22 protein-coding genes and 1 pseudogene are annotated in these 21049 nt (G+C 64.6%); 10 read left to right on the top strand and 13 right to left on the bottom strand.

The window, feature by feature from the left end; genetic code table 11:
* Window positions 1-362: 362 nt before the first annotated feature.
* Window positions 363-2165, bottom strand: coding sequence for a methanol/ethanol family PQQ-dependent dehydrogenase (locus tag MKK51_RS03940; RefSeq protein ID WP_243975105.1), 1803 nt, complete (start codon window positions 2163-2165; stop codon window positions 363-365).
* Between the two features lie 203 nt (window positions 2166-2368).
* Between MKK51_RS03940 and MKK51_RS03945 the strand changes: the two genes are divergently transcribed.
* Entirely contained in the window at window positions 2369-3793 is a 1425-nt protein-coding gene (locus MKK51_RS03945; RefSeq protein ID WP_243975107.1) for a histidine kinase, read from the top strand.
* Window positions 3790-4449 carry a response regulator transcription factor gene (locus tag MKK51_RS03950; protein WP_243975108.1) on the top strand — a complete coding sequence of 220 codons (660 nt, stop codon included), beginning with the start codon at window positions 3790-3792 and terminating at the stop codon, window positions 4447-4449. Before MKK51_RS03945 ends, MKK51_RS03950 begins: the two co-directional genes overlap by 4 nt.
* Before the next feature lie 88 nt (window positions 4450-4537).
* On the opposite strand, the gene MKK51_RS27510 is transcribed toward MKK51_RS03950, so the two are convergent.
* Window positions 4538-4804: a helix-turn-helix transcriptional regulator gene (locus MKK51_RS27510; RefSeq protein ID WP_409565610.1), complete on the bottom strand. Its 267-nt coding sequence runs from the start codon at window positions 4802-4804 to the stop codon at window positions 4538-4540.
* A gap of 28 nt (window positions 4805-4832) precedes the next feature.
* Between MKK51_RS27510 and MKK51_RS03955 the strand changes: the two genes are divergently transcribed.
* The 6 genes from MKK51_RS03955 (at window position 4833) to MKK51_RS03980 (ending at window position 12533) form a co-directional block, all read left to right on the top strand.
* Window positions 4833-5804: a 3'-5' exonuclease gene (locus MKK51_RS03955; RefSeq protein WP_243975110.1), complete on the top strand. Its 972-nt coding sequence runs from the start codon at window positions 4833-4835 to the stop codon at window positions 5802-5804.
* Between the two features lie 4 nt (window positions 5805-5808).
* A complete protein-coding gene (locus tag MKK51_RS03960; RefSeq protein WP_243975111.1) occupies window positions 5809-6225 on the top strand; it encodes a hypothetical protein in 417 nt (138 codons plus the stop codon).
* 491 nt (window positions 6226-6716) lie between these two features.
* Complete coding sequence (locus MKK51_RS03965; RefSeq protein WP_243975112.1) at window positions 6717-7415, top strand: TnsA endonuclease N-terminal domain-containing protein; 699 nt, start codon at window positions 6717-6719, stop codon at window positions 7413-7415.
* Window positions 7412-9598 carry a Mu transposase C-terminal domain-containing protein gene (locus MKK51_RS03970; protein ID WP_243975113.1) on the top strand — a complete coding sequence of 729 codons (2187 nt, stop codon included), beginning with the start codon at window positions 7412-7414 and terminating at the stop codon, window positions 9596-9598. Before MKK51_RS03965 ends, MKK51_RS03970 begins: the two co-directional genes overlap by 4 nt.
* Complete coding sequence (locus tag MKK51_RS03975; RefSeq protein WP_243975114.1) at window positions 9595-10659, top strand: AAA family ATPase; 1065 nt, start codon at window positions 9595-9597, stop codon at window positions 10657-10659. The genes MKK51_RS03970 and MKK51_RS03975 overlap by 4 nt, the downstream gene beginning before the upstream one ends.
* Before the next feature lie 11 nt (window positions 10660-10670).
* Window positions 10671-12533 (top strand): TniQ family protein, encoded by a 1863-nt coding sequence (locus MKK51_RS03980; RefSeq protein ID WP_243975115.1) that lies wholly within the window; start codon window positions 10671-10673, stop codon window positions 12531-12533.
* A gap of 298 nt (window positions 12534-12831) precedes the next feature.
* Here the strand turns inward: MKK51_RS03980 and MKK51_RS03985 are convergent, their stop codons facing one another.
* The 9 genes from MKK51_RS03985 to MKK51_RS04025 form a co-directional block, all read right to left on the bottom strand.
* Window positions 12832-13629 (bottom strand): DUF2163 domain-containing protein, encoded by a 798-nt coding sequence (locus tag MKK51_RS03985; protein ID WP_243975116.1) that lies wholly within the window; start codon window positions 13627-13629, stop codon window positions 12832-12834.
* Window positions 13630-13661: 32 nt separating this feature from the next.
* The gene (locus MKK51_RS03990) at window positions 13662-14297 is read right to left on the bottom strand and encodes a DUF2460 domain-containing protein (protein ID WP_243975117.1); all 636 of its coding nucleotides are present in this window, start codon (window positions 14295-14297) and stop codon (window positions 13662-13664) included.
* Window positions 14298-14381: 84 nt separating this feature from the next.
* Window positions 14382-14984 carry a phage tail tape measure protein gene (locus tag MKK51_RS03995; RefSeq protein ID WP_243975118.1) on the bottom strand — a complete coding sequence of 201 codons (603 nt, stop codon included), beginning with the start codon at window positions 14982-14984 and terminating at the stop codon, window positions 14382-14384.
* A 12-nt stretch (window positions 14985-14996) separates the two neighbouring features.
* The gene (locus MKK51_RS04000; RefSeq protein WP_243975119.1) at window positions 14997-15212 is read right to left on the bottom strand and encodes a phage tail assembly chaperone; all 216 of its coding nucleotides are present in this window, start codon (window positions 15210-15212) and stop codon (window positions 14997-14999) included.
* The gene (locus MKK51_RS04005) at window positions 15209-15547 is read right to left on the bottom strand and encodes a gene transfer agent family protein (RefSeq protein WP_243975120.1); all 339 of its coding nucleotides are present in this window, start codon (window positions 15545-15547) and stop codon (window positions 15209-15211) included. Before MKK51_RS04005 ends, MKK51_RS04000 begins: the two co-directional genes overlap by 4 nt.
* The gene (locus MKK51_RS04010; protein ID WP_243975121.1) at window positions 15547-15954 is read right to left on the bottom strand and encodes a phage major tail protein, TP901-1 family; all 408 of its coding nucleotides are present in this window, start codon (window positions 15952-15954) and stop codon (window positions 15547-15549) included. The genes MKK51_RS04005 and MKK51_RS04010 overlap by 1 nt, the downstream gene beginning before the upstream one ends.
* On the bottom strand, window positions 15951-16406 hold the full coding sequence (locus tag MKK51_RS04015; RefSeq protein ID WP_243975122.1) for a DUF3168 domain-containing protein: 456 nt from the start codon (window positions 16404-16406) through the stop codon (window positions 15951-15953). Before MKK51_RS04015 ends, MKK51_RS04010 begins: the two co-directional genes overlap by 4 nt.
* Window positions 16403-16753 carry a phage head closure protein gene (locus MKK51_RS04020; protein ID WP_243975123.1) on the bottom strand — a complete coding sequence of 117 codons (351 nt, stop codon included), beginning with the start codon at window positions 16751-16753 and terminating at the stop codon, window positions 16403-16405. Before MKK51_RS04020 ends, MKK51_RS04015 begins: the two co-directional genes overlap by 4 nt.
* 23 nt (window positions 16754-16776) lie before the next feature.
* The gene (locus tag MKK51_RS04025; RefSeq protein WP_243975124.1) at window positions 16777-17337 is read right to left on the bottom strand and encodes a phage head-tail connector protein; all 561 of its coding nucleotides are present in this window, start codon (window positions 17335-17337) and stop codon (window positions 16777-16779) included.
* A gap of 37 nt (window positions 17338-17374) precedes the next feature.
* On the opposite strand from MKK51_RS04025, the gene MKK51_RS04030 reads away from it, so the two are divergent.
* Window positions 17375-18133 (top strand): S1 family peptidase, encoded by a 759-nt coding sequence (locus MKK51_RS04030; protein ID WP_243975226.1) that lies wholly within the window; start codon window positions 17375-17377, stop codon window positions 18131-18133.
* 105 nt (window positions 18134-18238) lie between these two features.
* Window positions 18239-19102, top strand: a complete 864-nt coding sequence (locus MKK51_RS04035; protein ID WP_243975125.1) for a S1 family peptidase — start codon at window positions 18239-18241, stop codon at window positions 19100-19102.
* Window positions 19103-19158: 56 nt separating this feature from the next.
* Here the strand turns inward: MKK51_RS04035 and MKK51_RS04040 are convergent.
* Together MKK51_RS04040 and MKK51_RS04045 are read right to left on the bottom strand one after the other, a co-directional pair.
* Window positions 19159-20463: pseudogene (locus tag MKK51_RS04040) on the bottom strand (phage major capsid protein).
* Complete coding sequence (locus MKK51_RS04045) at window positions 20460-21005, bottom strand: HK97 family phage prohead protease (RefSeq protein ID WP_243975126.1); 546 nt, start codon at window positions 21003-21005, stop codon at window positions 20460-20462. The pseudogene MKK51_RS04040 and the gene MKK51_RS04045 overlap by 4 nt, the downstream one beginning before the upstream one ends.
* Window positions 21006-21049 lie beyond the last annotated feature (44 nt).

Genomic DNA, 21049 nt, shown 5'->3' on the forward strand with positions numbered 1-21049 from the left:
CTCTGGCCCTGTGAGATCAGCACATCCGCCTGCCGTAGCTTGGCGACAATCTCCTCAGGCTTCGGGTGCTTTGCCATTCTGTCCGTCCTCCAGGCTCAAAAGCCATACTAAAGGGCGGACCACTTCAATGGGGGCTGACCAGCCATAAAAAAGGCGGGCTCGAAAGCCCGCCGATCCATTTCCGCACGACAACAAGGTGGAGGACTTACGCTGCGCGGAGGTTCGGATCAGTTAATGTCGCAAATAACCCTCTTCATCGTTGGCGCGAGGGCGACACGCCATTCTTCCGGACAGCGGTCACTGCGCGGGAGAACACTGTTTGCATCCGCCCCAACCGAGCGGATGCATCGAGCCGATGTTGTTCAGTTCGGCAGCGTGAAGACCGTCAACTGACCGCCGAGGTTGGTATAGCTCGACAAGGCAGCGTAGCCGCCCACCGCGCCGAGGCCGGCGTTCGGGTCAGTCAGGCCCGCCGCGAGGCCGATGCCGGCCCAGCCTCCGACACCTGACAGGATGGCGAGGTGCTGCTTGCCCTTATGAGTGTAGGTCATCACGTTGCCGATAATGCCGGAGGCGGTCTTGAACTTGTAGAGTTCCTTGCCGGTCTTCGCATCGACGGCCTTCAGGTAGCCTTCGAGGGTCCCATAGAACACCACATCACCGGCGGTGGCGAGCGCACCCGACCATACCGAAAACTGCTCCTGGTTCGACCACTTGATCTTACCAGCGAGGTTGTCCCAGGCAATGAAGTTGCCCATGCCGCCGTGGCTGTTGGGGGCCGGGTACATAGCCAGTGTCGCACCGACATAGGGCTGGCCGGGGGTGTAGGACACCCGGAACGGCTCGTAGTCCATGCAGACGTGGTTGGTGGGCACGTAGAACAGTTGGGTCTTTGGCGAGAATGCAGCGGGCTGCTGGTCCTTGGTGCCGAGGGCGGCGGGGCAGACGCCCTTCGTGTTCGTGTCCTCACCGTTCTGATCGGTGGAGAACTTGGCCTGAACGAGCGGGCGGCCGTAGGTCGGCGACGCCTTGTCCAAATCGATCTTGGATGCCCAGTTCACCACAGGATCGAACTTCTCGGCCACCAACACCTCACCCGTGGCGCGGTCCAGGGTGTAAGCGAAGCCGTTACGGTCGAAGTGGGTAAGGAGCGGACGATCCTTGCCGTTGATCTTCTGATCCGTGAGGATCATCTCGTTGATGCCGTCGTAGTCCCACTCGTCGTGCGGGGTCATCTGGTAGACCCACTTGGTCATGCCCGTGTCGGGATTGCGGGCGAAGATCGCCATGGTCCACTTGTTGTCGCCCGGACGCTGCTTGGGGTTCCAGGTCGAAGGATTGGCGGTGCCGTAATAAATGAGGTCGAGTTTCGGGTCGTAGGAGTACCAGCCCCAGGTCGCGCCGCCTCCAGTCTTCCACTGGTCGCCCTCCCAACTCTTCAGGGAGGAATCCTTGCCGATTGGCTTGCCAAGCGAGGTCGTCTTAGCCGGATCAACGATCATGTCCTCGTCCGACCCGACACTGTAGCCGCGCCAGACGCGGTTGCCCGTCTTCGCGTCGTAAGCGGTGATGTGGCCGCGGATCCCGTACTCAGCGCCGGAGATCCCGACGATGATCTTGTCTTTCACCGGCAGCACCGTAGCGGTGTTGGTCTCGCCGATCTTCGAGTCTCCGTTCTTGACGGACCAGTTCACCTTACCGGACTTGGCATCCAGCGAGAGCAGGGTTGTGTCGGCCTGGTGCAAGATGATGGCCCCATCTGCATAGGCCAAGCCGCGATAGACCGTGTCGCAGCACATGACCGGGATCACGGCCGAATCCTGCTTGGGTTCATATTTCCAGATAATCTTGCCGTCGTTGTTGAGATCGAGGGCGTAGACGATGTTCGGAAAGGGGGTGTGGACGTACATCACGTCGCCGATGACCAGGGGCGAGCCTTCGTGACCGCGTAGGACACCGGTTGAAAAGTTCCAGGCGACCTGCAGGTTTTTCACGTTGCCGGCGTTGATTTGGTCAAGCTTCGAGTAGCGGGTGTTGGCATAATCGATCGTCTGCAGCACCTGCTGGTTGGGATCCTGGCTGCGCTTCAGCACGTCGTCGTTGGCGACGCCGGCAGTGGCATTTGCCACGGCGAAGCCCAGGCCAAGTAGGCAAGCGTGTCTCATGGATTTCCTCCGGTCGCCGGCTGCTTTCTTCGCTCGTCTCGCGGAGCAGCCCAGCCGATAGGAAGGTATTGGCCATGCCGGCCTCGGGGTACGGCAAAATCCCCGTCGTGGGCCGGGCATTTTGCCCGATCATGTCCTTCGCCACTTGCCAGCCTCCGGCCGTTCCGTGCCTCCTTCCCACCGGAAGCGAGGAACGTTAAGGCATGAGCCTGCTCATCGGATTGATCCTTCGCATCATGGCAGTGGTGCTCCTGTGCCTGGCGTGCGCCACTGCCTGGGTGATTGCCGAGGTGCACGAGGGGATCCGTGCGGAAACCGCGGCATCGGCCGACCGCGTCGTGCGAGAAGCGCAGGAACTCGCTTGGCGTGAGCTGACATGGCGGGGCAGCACCGGGCGGCTCGCGAAGTATGCCTTCCCGGACTGGCGCAGCTCGCACACGCTTCGGTTCATTAATCCCGGGAACTGCGTTGCCCTGACCTGGGAGGGCGAGGCTACGCTCCAGCAGTGCAGCGGCTTGGAAACAGCGGGTGGGCCCGCCCCCGCCTGGTTCGAATGGCTCTATCGAGTCGCATTCGGCGAGATAGAACCGATCCGTCGCGTGGTGACCCTCAACCGCAAGGAAGCGGGGGTCGTTCTCACCACCCCCGACCGAGGTGCAGCAGTTCGCCAGGTTTGGCGACAGGTGCGGGTGCTCATGGCCGCCGCCGCTGCCATGGCAGGTGGCATCGCACTCCTAGCAATCTTCGTAATCGGCATCGCCTTGCGGCCGGCCCAGATCATCACTCGGAGCCTGAGCAGGATGGAGGAAGGCAATCATTCCACCCGCTTGCCCCGCTTCCGGGCCGGGGAGTTCGACCGCATCGCTCGCGCCGTAAACGCCCTGAGCGAGCGGCTCCGTCAAACGACAGCGGAGCGGACGGCGCTGACGCAGCGCCTCTTTGCCGTTCAAGAAGAGGAGCGGCGCGCCCTCGCCCGGGATCTCCACGACGAGTTTGGGCAATGTCTGACCGCTACGGGAGCCTTGGCGAGCGCCATCGAGGCCGAAGCGGGCGATCGTCCAGAGTTGCGTGAGGACGCCCGCTCGATCAGCCGGATTACCCGTCACATGATGGGTACGCTGAAAGGGGCGCTTGCACGTCTGCGCCCTCCAGACCTTGATGAGTTCGGCCTAGAGCACGGTCTGCGCCGCCTCGTCTCCACCTGGGAGAGACGAAACGCGGCGCCCGCCGCCTTCAGCCTGAGCTTCGCTGGTGACCTCTCCACATTGAGCGGACCGACCGCTCTCAGCATCTACCGAATTGTGCAGGAGTGCCTGACCAACGCCGTTCGCCACGGGCGACCGACCCAAGTGGACGTGAGCGTCGTTCGGATGCCGGAGATGGTGATGCTTGGGGTCGTGGACGATGGAGGGGGCGACGCAGTGCTCGTGGAGACCGGCAGCGGTCAGGGCGTGCTCGGCATTCGTGAGCGGATCGCAGCGCTGGGCGGGACCCTGACCATCGCCCCAGCCGACGGCGGCGTACGGATCGAAGCGACAATTCCGTGTCCGAACGAGGCAACTCAACCTACAGTCCGGACCGAGTGGACGACACTTCCAGATTTGAAGTTTAAAGGAATCGCAGCGTGACCGAGATTGCGATCCTGCTCGTGGATGACCATCCGGTCGTGCGGGAGGGGTACCGTCGCCTGCTGGAGCGTCAGCCGGGATATCGCGTCGTGGCCGAGGCTGAGACAGCGGCCGAGGCCTACCGGGCCTACAAGGCAAGCTGCCCGACGATGGTGATCATGGATCTGGCGCTGCCGGGACCGAGCGGCCTTGAGGCGGTGCGGCACATCCGCCAATGGGACTCACGTGCCCGCGTGCTGGTGTTTACCATGCATCAGGGTGCATCATTCGCACTTAAAGCTTTCGAGGCGGGAGCATCAGGCTACGTTACCAAGAGTAGCGCACCCGAGGAACTGGTCCGATCGGTTGCCCTCGTGGCACGTGGAGGACAGGCGGTCAGCGCCGACATCGCTCAGGAGCTTGCCGCGGAATGTCTTGGCGGCAAACGCTCCATGCTGAGCGAGCTTGGCCCTCGAGAAGTAGAGGTGCTTCAGCTCGTGGCATCCGGTATGTCGACGGAGGCCATTGCCAAAGCTTTGAACCTCAGCCCGAAAACGATCCAGAACTACCACTATGGCGTTAAGGCGAAGCTGGGAGCCCGAAATGACGCACATCTGGTGTGGCTGGCAATCGACGCGGGCCTTATCAGACCGAGCGGTCTACGTGATCTTGCATGATGTCAAATTAGAACGTAGCGGGGCCACTAAATATTAATTATTAAGTATGATATATCAATTTAAATATCAGGATCCAATGTGTTCCGGGTTATTTATCTCGTAAAATGCCCTCTGCCTCAGCAGCGAAAGCCTCGGCTCTGAGGATGATGCCTACGGACCCATCGGCAAGTTTGATCTCGTCAACCCCACAATCACTCAATGCTTTTACTAACTTGATCATCGTCGTGGGGTGCGGAGTTTGAGTCCCATTTTCATAGCGGGCTACAACCAACCGCTGCACGCCAGCTTGGTCAGCGAGCTCGGACTGCGACCATCCAAGCGCTGCCCGTCCAGCCTTAAGCAATCGCCTATCCACAGCTTTTGCCCCAGATCACGAAAAAGTGATGATTCAAAAAGATACAATTTGTATCGTTTTGATTCGAATCAGATACATTCTGCCAATCGGAATAACCCGAAAGGCAAAAACGATGCTCGATATAGATCCGGAACTCATCGCTACCGCTCTGGAACGGAACAGCAACTATCGCGTACTTCGTCGTCACAAACCCCGCCGCACGTTCAGTCAACCAGGCGATGCAGAGGTCAGGAACGGCCTCATCATCGACCTTGAGACCACCGGTCTCGATCCCGCATACCACGAAGTGATCGAGATCGGCCTGTTGCCCTTCCAGTACACTGTGGATGGGACGATCACAGAAGCGGGAACCCCCTACGGATCGTTTCAAGAGCCGTTTGGCCCAATCCTCCCAGAGATCACGAGGCTGACCGGAATCGATGGGGCGATGGTCCAGGGGCGGATGATCAATAGGGTCCGCGTCGACGAGATTGTTGCGGAAGCTGACTTAGTCATCGCTCACAACAGCAATTTTGATCGCCGCTTCGCCGAGGATGTATGCCCAGCCCTAGCCAAGAAGCCGTGGGGCTGTTCATTGACGCAAATCCCATGGGCAGACGAGGGGATGGGTAGCAAGCTTTGCTACATCGCGGCTGATCTTGGCTTCATATACGGAGCACATCGCGCCGTTGATGATTGCCAAGCGACGTTGGAGGTTATGGCTCGCCCACTCCCGCAATCGGGACGGACAGGATTCAGCTTTCTCCTCGAAAGAGCCTTCGAACCTGTCTACCGCCTGAAAGCCGTTCGGGCTCCCTTCGAGGTCAAGGGCAGTTTGAAGGCTCGGCGGTATCGGTGGGACGATGGCGCCACAAGCAACCTGAAGTGCTGGTACAAGGACGTACCTGAAGCGGATGTCGCGAGTGAACTGGCTTGGCTTCGTCTCGAAATCTACGGATACGAGGTCGACATCCCAATTGTGCAGGTTACGCCCTACGACCGCTTTTCAGGGCGGTTGTAAGATCATGGCCCCCTCCAATCACGCCTCGAACCTGCAGGCGACCGGGCTCAGCGACGCGCAGGCGATTGCGATCGCCCAAACGATCCAAGTCGCCGCCAATGAAGCCATCGAAACACTGGGGCAGGAACTTGCGCGATGGCATGTCTATCTAGCCCTTTATCTTCTCGCGCAGATGGGCGTCGTCTTCATTGCGATCCTCATCATGCAGAATCGCGATGAGCCCCGTCGTTTGCGCTCGTATGAGCAGAGCAGTTTTAAGCCCATTCCAACCCACCTCACGATTGATAACGGATCGTCACTTGGTCGAGTAGGCCTCAGCGTTACGTGCTTCGCTAAAGAGCGATTCACTCATGGATTGAGCGATTCACTTGCGATTCGCGAGTCCGACCAGTGGGTTACGGCAATTTCGCTAATGTCCTGAAATCTAACTGCGAATCGCTGCAAAGGCATCCGATTCGGATCGGTGAGTTCGATGCGAATTGAAGCCTCCGCTTCCAAAAGATCGATGATTCAGCTTTACTACTCGAAGAAGGGCCGCTGCGTTCAGCGCTCCGCAACCAGTGAAGGCAAATATTAGCATACTCAAAGGGTCATCTCACCAGGGAGCGTCCGAGTACCAATCGGACGCCCCCATCGGTGAAGACTTAGCTCCCGACGTCCACCACAAAAAACGCGTCGGAACACCCACCCAACCGGATGTTGTGTCAGCTCTCTGCGAACGAATCGCAGAGAGCTCTCACGGTCGAAAGAGTCGCACTTTGGCTAGTGTGACGCAAGAGACCTGGGAATTGCCGCGCCTCACTGTAGCGAGCAGTCCGTCACAACTTCCTCACGCAAATGAACGGCCAACCAACCGCCCTGAGCGGACGAGATCGGCTGGCTGCTTTGAACCCCTGCATGACGAGGAAGACCATGACCACCGCAAAGACTTCGGCCTACGCTTGCGCTCCTGAAGATAGTCGCGCATCGCGATCAACAATCCGCCCTTCGAGAGGCAGCGCGCGCGTTACGATCATTGCCGGAACGCCTCCCCGGGAAATCCGGCTCGAGAGCAACCTTGAAGCGAACGTCGCCTATATCGCTCTCGCTGACCGGCGCATCGCGGATGTCTTGGAGCAACCGCCAGCCATCGATTACGAAGACGCTCAGGGCCGTTCGCGACGGCACACCTTTGACTTTCTGTTCACGACAACGGAGGGGACGCGCATCCTCGTCGCTGTCAAACCCTCACGTCGTGCGGAAGCCAAGGATCTGAAGGCGACCTTACGGCAAATCGCTCGTCACATTCCTCCATCGACGGCCGACAAAGTTCTCCTCGTCACCGAAAAGAATTTTGATCGAGATACGGTCCACAACGCCAAACTGATTCATGCCGTACGCCGGGACCCGGATCCTGATGCCGAGGCTGTAGTCATCACCCTTGTCGACACGCTCAACGGCATCATCACAATCGACGACCTCGTCAAGGCGACTGGCATCGCGGCACGCGCGTTCAGCGCCTGTGTCAGGCTGATCGATCGTGAAGTGCTCATTCCCATCGGACTGCAGCGGATCGACTATCAGCTTCGTGTCGTCCGCGCGCCAACTCTTGCTCAGGGAGTCGCAGCATGAGCCGGCTTCCAGGCTTTCGCGCGCACGCGCTCCTGCGACACCACCCGGAGGATCTCCATGTGATCCGCGGACATGAGTATCGATGGATTGCGACCACGGAGACGGGCTACCTTTTTACCCGCGTCAATGAGCCGGACATCACCGAGGGGTTCACGTTCGAACAGTTCGATGCGGTGAGACGTGATCGAACCTATCGGTATCATTCCGGCTGGTTCAACCCCGACCGCGTCAAGGCCCGTCTGCAGGCGGGGACGACGTACATCGCTGACCTCAGCAATCAGGTCCAAGCAACGATCCTGTTCCGTATGACCGTCTGCAGCAAAGTTCTGCAGCGGATTGCTGAAGGACGGACGACATTGTCGGACGAGAGCCTCAAAGGCTGCCTTCCCGAGATCGAGACGGAGGTTGAGCATCTCGACAATCCCATGCAGCGGACAAAGGACGGCAAACTCAGGAAGCCTCGTGGCGGCAGCGAACGCACAGTTCGACGGGTGGTTGGGCCGAAAGCAACCCGCGATTGGCTGGCCCGGCTGAGGGGAGCAGCCTACGATCCAATTGCTTTGGCGCCCCGCTATGGGAATTGCGGTTCCCGCGCGCCCGTCATCCACGCTGACGTTCGGTTGCTTGCGATTAAGAACACGACGCGGTTCGCCAGCCGCGATCGGCCCTCGCGGACTGAACTCTATGACGACATGGAACGGGACCTTGCAGACCTGAACGCAAACCGTGCTCAGGCCGGTCTTGAGCCGCTGCCGATGCCGTCAACGCGCTGGTTCAACAAGCGGATACGCGATCTCGACGCCTATGAGGTGGTCGCCAAACGATTCGGAGAGGCTGCTGCAAAGGCCAAATTCCGGATTGTCTCGAGCGGCCCCGACGTGACCCGCCCTTATGAACGTCTGGAGATGGACGAATGGGAGGTCCCGCTGATGCTGCTGGCCATTGAAGCGGGCGTTTGGTTGAGCCTGACGCTTGAGCAGCGTGATCGCATTGCCCGCATGAAATGCCATCTGTGTGTTGTCATATGTTGCGCCACGCGATGCATCGTTGGCCTTAGCCTCGCCGCGACAGCATCGTCTGACAACGCGCTCGCCGCTCTCCGTATGGCGCTCGTTGATAAGGGGCGCTTTGCCGACAGCATCGGCTCGCTGACGCCGTGGGATATGTGCGGAACGCCAGAAACTGTTGTCACCGACGGCGGCCCTTCGTTCGCGAACAAGCGATTTCGGCTTGCTGTCATGATGATCGGTGCACATCCAGTCCTTACCGTTGGCGGTCTTCCGTGGCTACGCGGGCGAGTCGAGCGCGTCTTTCGGACGATACACACGCGACTTGTGGCCCGATTCGCTGGGCGGACCTTCGAAAACGTTGTGACGCGTGGAGACTATGATTCTGAGGGCAATGCTAATCTCTTCGAATCCGATTTCCGCTGGGTCCTGTGCCGGTACCTGATCGACATCTATCACAACACCCCGCACGAGGGTCTCTCGGGACGGACGCCACGCGAAGAATGGCTCTCGCGGACCGAACTGTTCAAGGTCAAGCAGCCGCCGGACCGTGACACGCTGCGGGCCGCATTCGGTATCGAGACAACACGCGTCCTCGATCATGAAGGAGTTCGCTTCCTCGGCCTTCAGTACCAGTCCGAGTGTCTACAGGCTTATCGTCGGAAAGCGGCGGGGGCGAGCGGAACAGTTCCTGTGGCTGTCCGGGTCGATTATGGAGATATCGGAACAGTCTCCGTCGCTATGGGTGAGAAAGGCCCATACCTCCCGGTCGATTGCGTCACACCGGGTCTCGACAATGTGTCGGTCGCAACGTGGATGCCAACACTGGCCAATATCCGCGCTCGGTTCACGAACCCCGACGAAGCCACGCTGCAGGTCATTCAACAGACCGTTCGTGAAATCACGACCTTGCGCGAAGCCACTGAAGCCTATGCTGGCATTGGCCCGTCGGCTCCGAGTGACGCCGTCATTCAGCAGGCCGAAGATAGTCTCAGCTATGGCTTCCGCATGCCAAGCTTCTCAGCAGCAGAGGGAACCGGTGCTCCGGACTCCAATGACTATCTGGACGGGGCCATCGACGTCGTACCCGAAAACCTCCCGTCGACGGACGCTTTGCCGTCGGATCCGGGGGAACCTCATGGTCCAAAGAAACCGTCATTCCGGATCGAGACGTGACTAAAGCACTGACGAATCCCCTCGATATCCTGCGCCAATCCTTTGATTCTGAGGATCATGAACGGCTTGCGATCAAGGAGCGGATCAATTCCCGCTTCTTGACGACAGAGCGATATGAACGCCTTGAGGCCGCCCTGAAAGCGGCCTCCGAGAGCCTGCTCCTCAGGGTTGACGATACGAAGCCACTGGGCCCTGGAAATCGCAGCGAGGGTCGCATCGTCCTCGTGGTAGGCGAAACGGGAGCGGGTAAGTCCAGTGCCCTCCACCGCCTGCTCGACCGTCATCCCACTTATCGAGGCTATGCCGATCCGGTCACGCCAAACCGGGCGGCGATCAGCCTCAAGATCAAGACCCCCTGCACGTTCGTCGCGATGGGGCGCCAGACGCTTGCGGCAACCGGTTACCCGGTCGTTGGCAAGCTCGAGAAGCATGCCGTCTGGCAGCGAGTCTTCGATCGACTGCCCGCCCTTGGAACCACGGTTCTCCATTTCGACGAGATGCACAACGTCATCCTCACGGCGAACGAGCCAGACCGGATCGACATTCAGAACACACTGAAGTCCCTGATAACCGATGCCAATTGGCCGGTTACCGTGATCGTGTCCGGCCTCCCACTCACGACGGCCTTCATCGAACAGTCCGTCGAAGACAAACGCCGCACGATCCCGGTGACTTTTGAATCCCTTGTCTCGCCACGTGATTGTGAAATGCTGACGGAGTTGGCTCGCCACCTTGCGGGCATCGCGCGGCTCGCCCTAGCCTCGCGGACGCAGACGATGATCATACCGCGTCTCATCCACGCGGCCTCTTATCAACTCGGATCCGCCATCAGTCTTCTTCAACAGGCGATCGACCAGGCTTTGATCGGCAAGATCTCAGTCCTCAGCATCACCGAGTTTGCAGCAGCTTATGTCTTTCTGAGCGGCTGCGGCCCCGCGGCGAATCCGTTCCTCGCTCCAGACTGGCGAGCCATCGACTGCTCCCGCCTCTTCGCGGACGATCTTCTTCCGCGCAACGTGGCTGGCAGCGATGCTCCCCTGAAACCGCAACGGCGTCGATGAGACCCGATCTAATGCCACGCTTGTATCCCGTTGCACCGCTAAACCCCGATGAGACTCTGACAAGCTATGTCTCGCGCTTGGCGTTCCTGAACTGTGCGCCCAGTGCCGCAGATTTTTGTACGGACCTAGGATATAGCTTCCTCAAACTCTGCTACGGCCGAGAACAAGGAATCGCATGGCTGTCTGATTTGACGGGCGAACCCGAAACGGCCCTTCGCCGCGCCGCACTCATCCAAACAGACGACGGTTGGTTCCTGCGGAGCGAGAAGTTTTATTGGACCGCGTTGCGCCGAACCTCGCTCGCATTCTGCCCTGCGTGCCTTCGCGCCGATGGGGTTGAGGTCCAACACCCCGGATCGCGCGCCTATGAACGGATCGCTTGGTCGCTGGAAGCCGTCAGATCATGCCCGCACCACGGAATGGCCCTACAGATCATCAAGGCCCCAACGGGAATTCAGAATTTTCGCGACTTCGCACGCTGTACAGCTCAAGCCTTTGACACGCTCGACCAAACCCTTGCCGACGTAGAGCGCAGGCTGGCAACCGAACTCGAGATCTACATTCTACGACGCTTAGAGAATGGCGCGGGCGGTGAAACGGTCTTCGACACAATGCCATTGTCCAGTGCCATAAATGTTTGCGAAGCCTTTGGCACCGCAGACCTGTTTGGGCCGTCAGGCGCGTGCCACCTGCTGACCCCGAACGAGAAGAGTGCCGCCGGCGAGGCAGGCTTCTTGAAGCTCCGTCGAGGCCGGGAAGGGACGGTGGAGATCCTTGATGGTGTCCGCCGCAAGCATCTCGATAGTGCTAGTGCACTTGGGCGGCCAAGTACGACTTACGGAAATTTGTATAATTGGTTGTACAGAGCTAAAGATGACGTCTATGCATCGTTTAAATCCGAGGCAATTGAGTACATTCTTAATCACGCGACGAGCAATCTTCGTAAATCTTTATTCGGACAGCCCATCCCAGAACGTCCGTGGTACTCCATTCGCACGGCTCACAATGCCTTCGGCATTGATCCAAAGCGACTGCGTAATGTTATGGCAGCATCCGGTCTCATTGCTGCGGACGCAAGTGACCTTCGCGACAGCCAAGTGATCGTCTCCGCCGCAGATTTGCAAGTGCTTATCCGTGAAGTCGAAGAGTGCGTGGGATGGGACGGCCTGACAAAGCTGCTAGGCGTGCCGCGCCGAACCGTAGCGCAATTTGTCGGACAGGGACTTATCGAACCTATGGTCCCACGAGGCAACCAACTCCTCAAGAGCGATCTCTTTCGGCGGTCGGATATCCAACATTTCATCGACCGAATGCTGCACGGCGCGGTGATCGTAGATTCCGTGCAGCCAAAGATGTACGGCCTGTTGTCGACTCGTCGACGCACCTTGAGCCGAACAGGAGATATCATCGAGCTCGTTCTCAATCGCCGCCTTCGATGGATCGGAAAACGAGCAGATAGCGAAGGCATCCCCGCACTGTTGCTCGATATCGATGAAGTGCGTTCGCTGATCGATCCTGAAAAGCAAAACGTGACCACATTTAAGAAAGCAGCGGCCATGCTGCACATTCAGCCCCCTGCTGTGCACGAATTGATTGAACGTAACTTCATCGAGGCGGAATATGCTGGGCACGTAAAGCGTCGATGCGTAGCCCGTCTTATCCCCTTGGCATCGATTGCCCAGTTCAAGAAACGATACATCACACGATATGAACTTAGCCGCGTCACTGGAATCGGATACGCGCGTCTTCAGTGCCTTGCCGATGAGTATGGACTTGAGCCGGTTGGCCCACCCGATGTTTTAAAGGTCCATCTTTATCATTTTTTAGACACTAAAGCGTTTTGCAAATACCTGAAAGAACATAAAAAGATTTGAGAATAATTTAAAGACGAACAATCTATGATGTACCACCGCGTCAGATCGCGAATATTTTCTCGCCAATTTCGTAATTAAATGTGCTGTCAGTTATAGCGCGCTATCGCCAAATCATGCTGACATGTCCCGGACCTTGCCGAAACTCCTGGTCTCGCGTCCATAACCAGTGGGCGTAGTCGGTTGCGCCACTGCCATGTCCGTAAGATCTCAATAGCGAATTTCGTGACTAAAATCAGCTTGTGAAGCCACGGGCAAACTAAAGATCATTATGCGGACGAACTAGCGCCAAATTAGTAAGCTATCCCTCTAGTTTTGCGGACAAACTTCGGTTGCGAGGACACTTGTCGCAGCCGGCCGTGAGCGTGAAAGCGTCGCCGGCCGTGATGGCGCGGGGCGGCTCCTGCCAGAGTTCGATCCGGGCGGCGCCATCGGCCGGTGCGTGGGACCGGACGTCGTTGGCGAGCCCGGCATTCGCGCCCGAATTCCAGCCGAGCCGCCCGCCGGTGAAGCGGCCGTCGGGGAAGGCGCCGGCCAGGGCCGCCAGCATCTCGCCGGGCCGAGCCGGCGCGAGGACGGTCCCGGTGGTGCGGTAGCGCGGATCGGCGAGATCGACCCGGCAGCGCGCGTCGCCGAGATCGGCGCCGCAGGTGGCGCGGAAGGTCCGGCCGCGTTCCTCGTCGAGGCGGTCCATCAACCCGCGCAGCTCGGCGACGAAGGCGGTCCCGGCCCGGCGGATTTCGCCGATCGTGCCGATGTCGAGGAGGAGGCGCGTCCCCGGATCGGTCCAGTCCACGAGCCAGGTTTCGACGCCGGCCGCGTCGTAGAGCCCGCCTGCCACGTCCTCGTCGGCGATGCCGAGGGAGGTCAGCGCCCCGGCCACCTCGCCGCCGCCCACCGCGAAACCGAGCTCCGCGCTCGCCTCGGCGGCTTCGAGGCCGGAGCACGCGGCGAAGGTGATGCCGGAGAAGGCGAGGTCGCGGTCGTGGTCGGTGAAGCCGAGGACGAGGCCGTCGCGCCGGGTCAGCGACCAGCAATGGCACAGGGTGGTGGATCCGCCGGCGAGATGCGCGGCGAGGGCGTCGGGGATGTCGCGCATGGCCAGATCCTTTGGGGGAGACGCCGCTCCGGTCAGGGCACGATCTCGATGAGCGGTACGTTCGGGATCTCGCCGGCGGTGAAGGCCGAGAGGTCCACGCTGAGATCGTCGGTGTCGAAGCGGACGGGCACGTCGAACCAGAACCCCGCCGTCACCGGCGCGCCGGCGGCGGGGGCCGTCGCCAGGGTCACGAGGCCCGTCGTGCCGTCGCAGGCGAAGGCCGAGGGCGGGAGTTCCGCACCGGCCACCGCCACCCGCACGGTCTCCGCCACCGGCTTGGCGATGGGGCGGCGATAGGGCAGCGGCCCGGTGCCGTAGGTCTTGGCGAGGGGAAACACCCGCGTCGCCCCGTCGCCGAGGCCGAGAGGCTGGTCGCCCGGCCCCACCGCCAGGCTCGGCGGCCCCGAGCGATGGTCGATCCGGTCGCGGAAGCGGAAGCCGTAGAGGCGCCCGCGCCGCTCCTCGAAGAAGGCGAGGACCGCGTGCAGGGCGTCGAGGGTGCGGATGCCCAGGCCCGCATCGTAGCGCCGGCGCGAATCGGCCCAGCGGCCGTTACGGTGCTCGCGTCCCGAGGCCAGGGTCACGATCTCGGTGAGACGGCTCGGCCCCCCGCTGCCGCGCAGGGCCACGTCGAGGGGAAAGCGGACCTCGTGGAAATCGCCGGCCATCGGGGCCTCCAAGGATGACGGTCAGGACGCGCGCCGGCCGCGCCGGAGCTTTTCCAGGACGCGCGCCGGCCGCGCGGGAGTTCTTCAGGACGCGCGTCGGCCACGCGCGACGGCGCGGGCGAGGGCGGCGGCCACCTGCGCCTCGGAGCGGCGGAAGCTCTCCGCATCCGGCGTCGCGATGTGGACGGTGACGGAGACCGGCCGTCCCGCCGCGCCGCCGGCGACGCCGAGCCGGCCGTCGCTGCCCCGCGTGAGCGGCAGGATCGCCTCCGGCCCGGCCTCGCCCATCAGGCCGGTCCCGTCGCGCAGGGGGAAGTAGGTGGGGGCGGCCACGACACCGCCATCGGCGAAGGGGCGCACCCGCCCGCCGGAGATCGCGCCGCCCGAGATCACGCCACCCGAGATCACGCCACCCTTGGCGAGGGCGGTGGTCGAGGCGCCGGAATTGATCAGGCTTCGCACCAGGGATTCGATGCCGCCCTTCACCGGGTCGAGGACGGCCTTGCCCGCCATGCCGGCGAGCTTCGAGACGAGGGAGGTCAGCGCCCCGTCGAGCTGCCTGGCCGGGCCGACCGTGCTGGTGAAGGCCTTGCTCAGGCTGTCGCCGAACTTCTGGGCCAGGCTGTCCAGGGTGCTCAGTTGCTTCGCCCGCGCCGCATTGGTGCGGTCGATCTCGCTCTCGGCCATGGCTGTCTCCGCTCAGGGATCGGGATAGGCTTCCATCAGCCGGCGCAGGTCGGCGGCGCTGGCGGCGTCGCGCCGGCCGCCGCGACCGGCGGCGGCGATCAGTTCGCGGGGCGTCGCCGCCCAGAAATCGCGCGGGCTCCAGCGCAGGGCGTTCAGGCCCAGGGCCATGGCCTCGTCCCACGGGAAGGCGGAGGGAGCCTCCGGCGCGATCCCGCCCGTGGGGCTCAAGGGTCCGGAGGTGATGGGTCCGGCGTCTCCGCCCCGAAGGCGGCGGCGAGCGCCTCGCCGAGGGCCGTGGCGATGGGCTCGATCCCGCCCGTGAGCGGCAGCCGCGCCACCGCCGCGTCGTCGAGGTCGTGGCCGCCCCCGCGCAGGGTCGCGCCGAGGAGGGCGATGAGGTCGCGGCTGGCGAGGCGGCGTTCGGCGAAGCGGGCGGCGAGGCCGGTGAGGTCGGAGGCGCCCAGCGCCTCCTCCAGCTCGGCCAGGGCCCCGAGGGTAAGGCACAGGGTGTAGCGCCGGTCTCCGATCGCGACGGAGACCTCTCCGCGCCTGCGGTTGGCCATCACAGGCTCGTAAAGGTGAGGGGTCCGGCCGAATCGAGGGCCATGTCGAAGGTCATCTCGCCGGCATGGTCGCCGCGATACTCGAGGCTGGTGATCTGGAACAGGCCCTGGATCGTGCCGAAGTCCGGCACCACGATCTGCAGGGTGTCGATGGTGCCCTCGAAGAACATCCGGCGCAGGCGCTCGTCGGAGGTCTCATCGCGAAAGACGCCCGAGCCCGAGACCGCCGCGCGCCGCACCCCCGCCCCGGCCAGCAATTCGCGCCAGCGCCCGACGGAGTCCGCGCTCGTCACGTCCACGGTCTCGGCGTTGAAGGCGAGCTGCCGGGCGCGCAGGCCGGCCACCGCCGTGAAGCCCGTCCCCTCGCTGATCCGGATGAGGAGGTCCTTGCCTTTCTGGGCACTCATGGGGCGGCTCCATCGGAGGTCGGCAGCCGCTCGGTGACGGCGTGGAGGGTGAGGGTGGCGCGGGTCTCGCCGCTGCGCTCGTCACGGGCGTAAGCGAGGGATTCGACCCGCAGGAGCGACAGGGCATGGCCGGCGGGGGACAGCAGCGCCTCGTGCAGGAGGGCGGCGGCGCGGCCGGCGGCCTCGATGGCGCCGCGGCTGGAGCCGGGTTTGGCGAAGAGGATCAGCCCGAGCCGATGGACATGGCGCAGGGCGCCGTCCACGGAATCGTCGCGCATCTCCGCCGGGCCGAACAGGGCGTAGACGGGTGCCGCGCCGCGCGGCGGCTCGTCGTGGATACGGACATGGCCGCCCATGAGCCGGCCGAGCTCCGCATCCTCGCCGAGGATGGCGAGGATGGCGGCCCGCAGGGCGAGGAGCGGGTTGGCGGGAAGGGAGAGGGGGTCGCTCACGGCAGGGCCTCCGCTGGGGCGTCGATCAGTTCCTCGACCTCGCAGACGAGGTCGCGCCCGCGCCCGTCGGGGTCCGCCGCCGTGCGGATCACGAAGCGGCGTGGCCCCGAGGCGAGCCGCATGGCGGGCGTGACGTCCGTGCGGTAGGCGATGCGGATGCGGTGGGTCGCCACCGCATCGGACCGGCCGCCGCGCAGGCGCTCGGCCTGGCCGGTGGAGTCCAGCGTCCCCCACAGGAGCGGCCCGGCCACGAACCGGCGCAGGTGCCCGCCGAACCCGTCCGGGTCGTCGACGAAGCGTTCGAGCACGTAGCGGCGCCGCCGCGCGCCGATGGACGGGTGCGTCATGACAAGGCTCCGGTAACGGTACGTTAGAGGCGCATCCGGCGGTGCGGCGCGATCAGCGCCTCCACCATCGGGGGAAAGGTCACCGGCAGGTCGCCCCGGTTCTCGAACCCGTGCGCGGCGAGGAGCCGGATCGCCTGGACGAGGGCCGGGGGGACCGGCGGACCCGCTCCGCCATAGCCGGCATCGACCTCGATGAAGGCGGCGGCCCGGTCCAGGGCGGGAAGGGCGGGCGAGACGACCAGCCCCGGCGCCTCCATGGTGTCCGGCGCGAGGCGAACGAGGCCGGAGTCGAAGGCCGTGACGGTCCCCGCCGCATCCACCGAGCCGGCGCTCGCCAGGGCGACGAGGGGGCTCAGGGGAAGGGGCACGAACCCGTCCCTGGGCCAGGCCGTGAGCATCACCCGGTAGCGCCCCGGCGCCAGGACGCGCCGCGTGGCCAGCTCGACCATGGCGCGGGCCGAGGCGATCAGGCTCTCCACCAGACCGTCCTCGGCGGTAATGTCCGGGTCGAGGCGCAGGTGGGCGCGCATGTCGGCCAGGGTGACCGGCTCGACGATGGCGGCATCGACGCGTATCGGATTCATCGTCGTCTCCGGGCGGGCGGTGAAGGGGGCGGGTGGAATGGGTCTCGACACGCGAACGATGGGTGCCGCGCTGCTGCTCGGCCTCGCCGCCGCTCCGGCCGGCGCCGTGGTCGGCGGCCGGGAGGCGCCGGAGGCGGCCGGCTCGGCCGTGATGGTGCTGTCCTCGAACGGCGGCGTGTGCACTGGCATCGTGGTGGCGCAGGACGCGGTGCTCACCGCCGGCCATTGCGTGGCGGCCTCCCCCCGCCGGGGCGGTACGGAGCACCGGGTGCATGTTCGCGACGAGGCGGGCCAGCCGGTGCTGATCGAGCTCGCGGCCCGCGCGGTCCATCCCGGCTACGATGCCGGCGCCATCGCCGGGCGCCGGCGCTCCATCGATCTGGCCCTCGTCCGCACCGCGACGCCGCTTCCCGGCCGCTTCCGCCCCACCCCGCTCAGCGCCGCGCTGCCGCGTGCCGGCGAGAACCTCGTCCTGGCCGGCTACGGGGTCTCGAAACCGGGCGAGCCGCGCACCACCGGCACCTTCCGCAGCGCCGTGCTGCCCGTGGTCGAGCCCTACGGGCAGAGCCGGATCCTGGTCTGGATGAAGCCGTCCGGCGGCGCATCCGGCGCCTGCCAGGGCGATTCCGGCGGGCCGATCGCGGAGGCGCCCGGCGCTCCGCCGCTCGCCGTCTCGGCCTGGGTCGGAGGCGGCGCCTGCGGCGGCATCTCGCAAGGGGTGCTGCTGGGGCCGCAGCGGGCGTGGATTGACCGGACGCTGGCGGAATGGGGGTCTGGAACGAACTGGAGCCCCTGAGCGGGCTCGCTGCGACGGAACCGGGAGCTTGGCCGAGGGATTGCCTTACGCTAGGCTTCATTCCAGGGACGTCCGGGGCTTTCAGCCGGGCGCGGGAGAGACACGATGTTCGCGACCGCGCTCCGCAGGGCCGTCGTCACGGCGCTGGTCGGGCTGATTCCGGCTCCGGCCTTCGCCGTGATCAACGGCGAGGTCTCCCGTGATCCTAACGGCCTGCGCGCCTCCGTCGTCCGCATCGAGAGCACCCAGGGCGAGATCTGCTCCGGCACGCTGATCGGCCCGGACCTCGTCCTGACGGCCGCCCATTGCGTGATGCATCAGGCCGGCTACAGCGTGGTCGCGGTGGACCGCGCGTTCCGCCAGCGCCGCATCCTCGCCATCGCCGCCTCCATGCATCCCGATTTCGTACCCGGCACCACGCCGGAGGATCAGCCGGGCATCGATCTGGCCCTGATCAAGCTGTCCGAGCCCCTGGGGGGCGATTTCCAGCCCCTCGATCCGCGCGGCGGCGGCGCCATCAACAGCGGCGACGCCGTGGACATCGCCGGCTTCGGCGTCGTGGCCGAGAACCGCCGCAACACCGCCCGCACCCTGCGCCAGGCCCATCTCGTGTCCATCGGCTCGCTTCAGGTCGCCAACACGGTCACGGTGGTGACCGACCGGCGCAAGCTCGCCGAGACGGCGGGGGCCGGTGCCTGCCTCGGCGATTCCGGCGGGCCGATCCTGCGCGGCGGACCGGGCGGCTACCAGATCGTCGGCGTGGTGAGCTGGTCGAGCGGCGCCATGCGCCAGGACAAGCGCGCCCGCACCGCCTGCGGCGGCTTCACGGCGGTGACCCCCACCGGCCAGCATGCCGGCTGGATCACCTCCCGCGCCGCCGAGATGGCGCAGCTCACCTCCGGCGAGGCGTCCGCGAATTTCCGGCGCTCCCACCGCTCGGACTGGATGGCGCGGCCGGGGCGGCGGTAACGCGGTATGACGGGGACCGCCCCCCGGCCGGTGTCGAGCCGAGGGGCGGCCATCGCTCACGCGAACTTCAGCAGCTTGATCGCGTCGAAATCCTGCACGCCGCCGCCCACGCGCTTGGTCGTGTAGAACAGCACGTAGGGCTTGGCGGTGTAGGGATCGCGCAGGACGCGCAGGCCGGCGCGGTCCACGACGAGGTAGCCGCGCTTGAAGTCGCCGAAGGCGATGGACAGGCTGTTGGCCGCCACATCCGGCATCGCCTCGGCCTCGGCGACGGGGAAGCCGAGCAGGGTCGCCACCCGGTCGGCCGCGAGCGGCGGCTGCCACAGGTAGTTGCCGTCGGCGTCCTTCATCTTGCGGATCGTGCTCTGCACCCTGCGGTTCATCACGAAGCTGGCGTTCTGGCGGTAGCCGGCGCGCAGGGCATAGACGAGGTCGAACAGCACGTCGGACGGGTTGGCGGTGGGGAAGGCCCCGGACGCGCCGGTGGCGACGAAGCCGAGCTTGCCCGGGACCCAGGCGGAATTCGCCACGTTGTCCACGCTAAGGAAGCCGCGCGGGCGGCTGACCCCGTTGCCGGTGACGAAGGCGACGCTCTCCTGTTCGGCGAAGGCCGTCTCCACCTCGTCGGCGAGCCAGGCGTCGATATCGACGATGGCATCGTCGAGAAGCGTCTGGGTCGCCGCCGGCATGGCGTAGAGTTCCATGGCCGGGAAGCTCAGCTCCGAGAGGGTGGGAGCGTCGGTCTGGGTCCGCGCCGCGGTCTCGGCTGCTCAGCCCGAGACGGCATCGGTGGCGGAGACGGCGCGCTTGTAGAGGCCGCCGGAGATGGTGCGCACCGTGGCGAGCGCCCGGATCGGCGAGAGGTCGGCGAGGCGCCGCAGCACGTCGCGCTCGACCGTCTGCGGCACGAGATAGCCGCCGTCGGGGCCGGAACCGGCCGAGAGCGCCTTCTCCTCCAGGCGCTTGAGGCCGCCGCTCTCGCCCGCCCGGACATAGAGGTCGAAGGCGGCCTTGTGCTCGACGGACGCCGGGTCCGGACGGCTCGGCCCGTCCCCGCCCAGGGGCGGCCGGCGGCCGTCGAGGGTCAGGCGGTCGAGGCGGGTCCGGGCGCTGTCGAGGGCCGCGTCGATGCGGGCGAGCTTCTCCTCGGTGAGGACGTCGCCCGAGCGGCGGCCCTCCAGTTCGGCGAGGCGGCTGTCGTTGGTCTCCTTGAAGGCCTCGAAGGCGCGGGAGAGTTCGCCCATGGCGGCGCCCACCTCGGCGTCGGAGGCGGGGCGCGCCGCCTTGTTCTCCAGCGGGAGGTGCGGATCGGCCTTGGTCTCCGGGGCGGCAGCGGCGTGGGGCGAAACGTGGACGGTCATGCGAGCCTCTCGGGTTGGGCGACATGGGGGAGGGTGAAGGCGGACACGGCGGCGGGCCGGGCGGACGGCGCTCCGCGCGGAGCGAGCCGGCGGGCGAAGGCGCGCAGCTCCATGGCGAGGGGCGCCACCGTCCCGCCCTGCGCGGCGGCGCGGGCGCCGGGCAGGAGCGGGAACGTGACGAGGGAGATCTCCCAGAGATCCACCGCCAGGAGGCGGCGCAGGCCGCCGCGCTGCGGGCTCGCCCGAACGGTCCGAAAGCCGATGGACAATCCGTCGAGACCGCCCTCGCGCATGAGCGCGTCGGCCTCGCGCCCGCGCTGGACGGCGAGGTTGAGAAGGCCCTCCACCCGCAGCCCGCGCGCATCCTCGCGCAGGGAGAGCCAGCGCCCGATCGGCTCGGCCGGATCGTGCTGGAACAGCATCCGCACGCCGGCGGCCCCGCGCGCGCCCAGGCTCCCCGCGAAGGCGCCGGGCGCCACCACGTCGTTGCCGAGATCGGGCACGCCGAACAGGCTGGCATAGCCGGTGAAATGGCCGTCCATGGCGGGCTCCCGGAGGGTGTGGTGACAGGTGGGCGACGGCGGGA

The organism is Methylobacterium sp. E-045, from assembly GCF_022829685.1.
In the GTDB taxonomy this organism is placed as follows: domain Bacteria; phylum Pseudomonadota; class Alphaproteobacteria; order Rhizobiales; family Beijerinckiaceae; genus Methylobacterium.

What these genes read in the sequence shown, in the direction of transcription:
- MKK51_RS03945 (WP_243975107.1), top strand. Translation starts at nt 2,369, where the DNA reads ATGAGCCTGCTCATCGGATTGATCCTTCGCATCATGGCAGTGGTGCTC.
- MKK51_RS03985 (WP_243975116.1), bottom strand. Translation starts at nt 13,629, where the DNA reads ATGCGCGACATCCCCGACGCCCTCGCCGCGCATCTCGCCGGCGGATCC.
- MKK51_RS03995 (WP_243975118.1), bottom strand. Translation starts at nt 14,984, where the DNA reads ATGGCCGAGAGCGAGATCGACCGCACCAATGCGGCGCGGGCGAAGCAA.
- MKK51_RS03955 (WP_243975110.1), top strand. Translation starts at nt 4,833, where the DNA reads ATGATTCAAAAAGATACAATTTGTATCGTTTTGATTCGAATCAGATAC.
- MKK51_RS04030 (WP_243975226.1), top strand. Translation starts at nt 17,375, where the DNA reads ATGGGTCTCGACACGCGAACGATGGGTGCCGCGCTGCTGCTCGGCCTC.
- MKK51_RS03940 (WP_243975105.1), bottom strand. Translation starts at nt 2,165, where the DNA reads ATGAGACACGCTTGCCTACTTGGCCTGGGCTTCGCCGTGGCAAATGCC.
- MKK51_RS03965 (WP_243975112.1), top strand. Translation starts at nt 6,717, where the DNA reads ATGACCACCGCAAAGACTTCGGCCTACGCTTGCGCTCCTGAAGATAGT.
- MKK51_RS03960 (WP_243975111.1), top strand. Translation starts at nt 5,809, where the DNA reads ATGGCCCCCTCCAATCACGCCTCGAACCTGCAGGCGACCGGGCTCAGC.
- MKK51_RS03980 (WP_243975115.1), top strand. Translation starts at nt 10,671, where the DNA reads ATGCCACGCTTGTATCCCGTTGCACCGCTAAACCCCGATGAGACTCTG.
- MKK51_RS03970 (WP_243975113.1), top strand. Translation starts at nt 7,412, where the DNA reads ATGAGCCGGCTTCCAGGCTTTCGCGCGCACGCGCTCCTGCGACACCAC.
- MKK51_RS04020 (WP_243975123.1), bottom strand. Translation starts at nt 16,753, where the DNA reads ATGACGCACCCGTCCATCGGCGCGCGGCGGCGCCGCTACGTGCTCGAA.
- MKK51_RS03990 (WP_243975117.1), bottom strand. Translation starts at nt 14,297, where the DNA reads ATGGCCGGCGATTTCCACGAGGTCCGCTTTCCCCTCGACGTGGCCCTG.
- MKK51_RS04035 (WP_243975125.1), top strand. Translation starts at nt 18,239, where the DNA reads ATGTTCGCGACCGCGCTCCGCAGGGCCGTCGTCACGGCGCTGGTCGGG.
- MKK51_RS04025 (WP_243975124.1), bottom strand. Translation starts at nt 17,337, where the DNA reads ATGAATCCGATACGCGTCGATGCCGCCATCGTCGAGCCGGTCACCCTG.
- MKK51_RS04005 (WP_243975120.1), bottom strand. Translation starts at nt 15,547, where the DNA reads ATGGCCAACCGCAGGCGCGGAGAGGTCTCCGTCGCGATCGGAGACCGG.
- MKK51_RS04010 (WP_243975121.1), bottom strand. Translation starts at nt 15,954, where the DNA reads ATGAGTGCCCAGAAAGGCAAGGACCTCCTCATCCGGATCAGCGAGGGG.
- MKK51_RS04045 (WP_243975126.1), bottom strand. Translation starts at nt 21,005, where the DNA reads ATGGACGGCCATTTCACCGGCTATGCCAGCCTGTTCGGCGTGCCCGAT.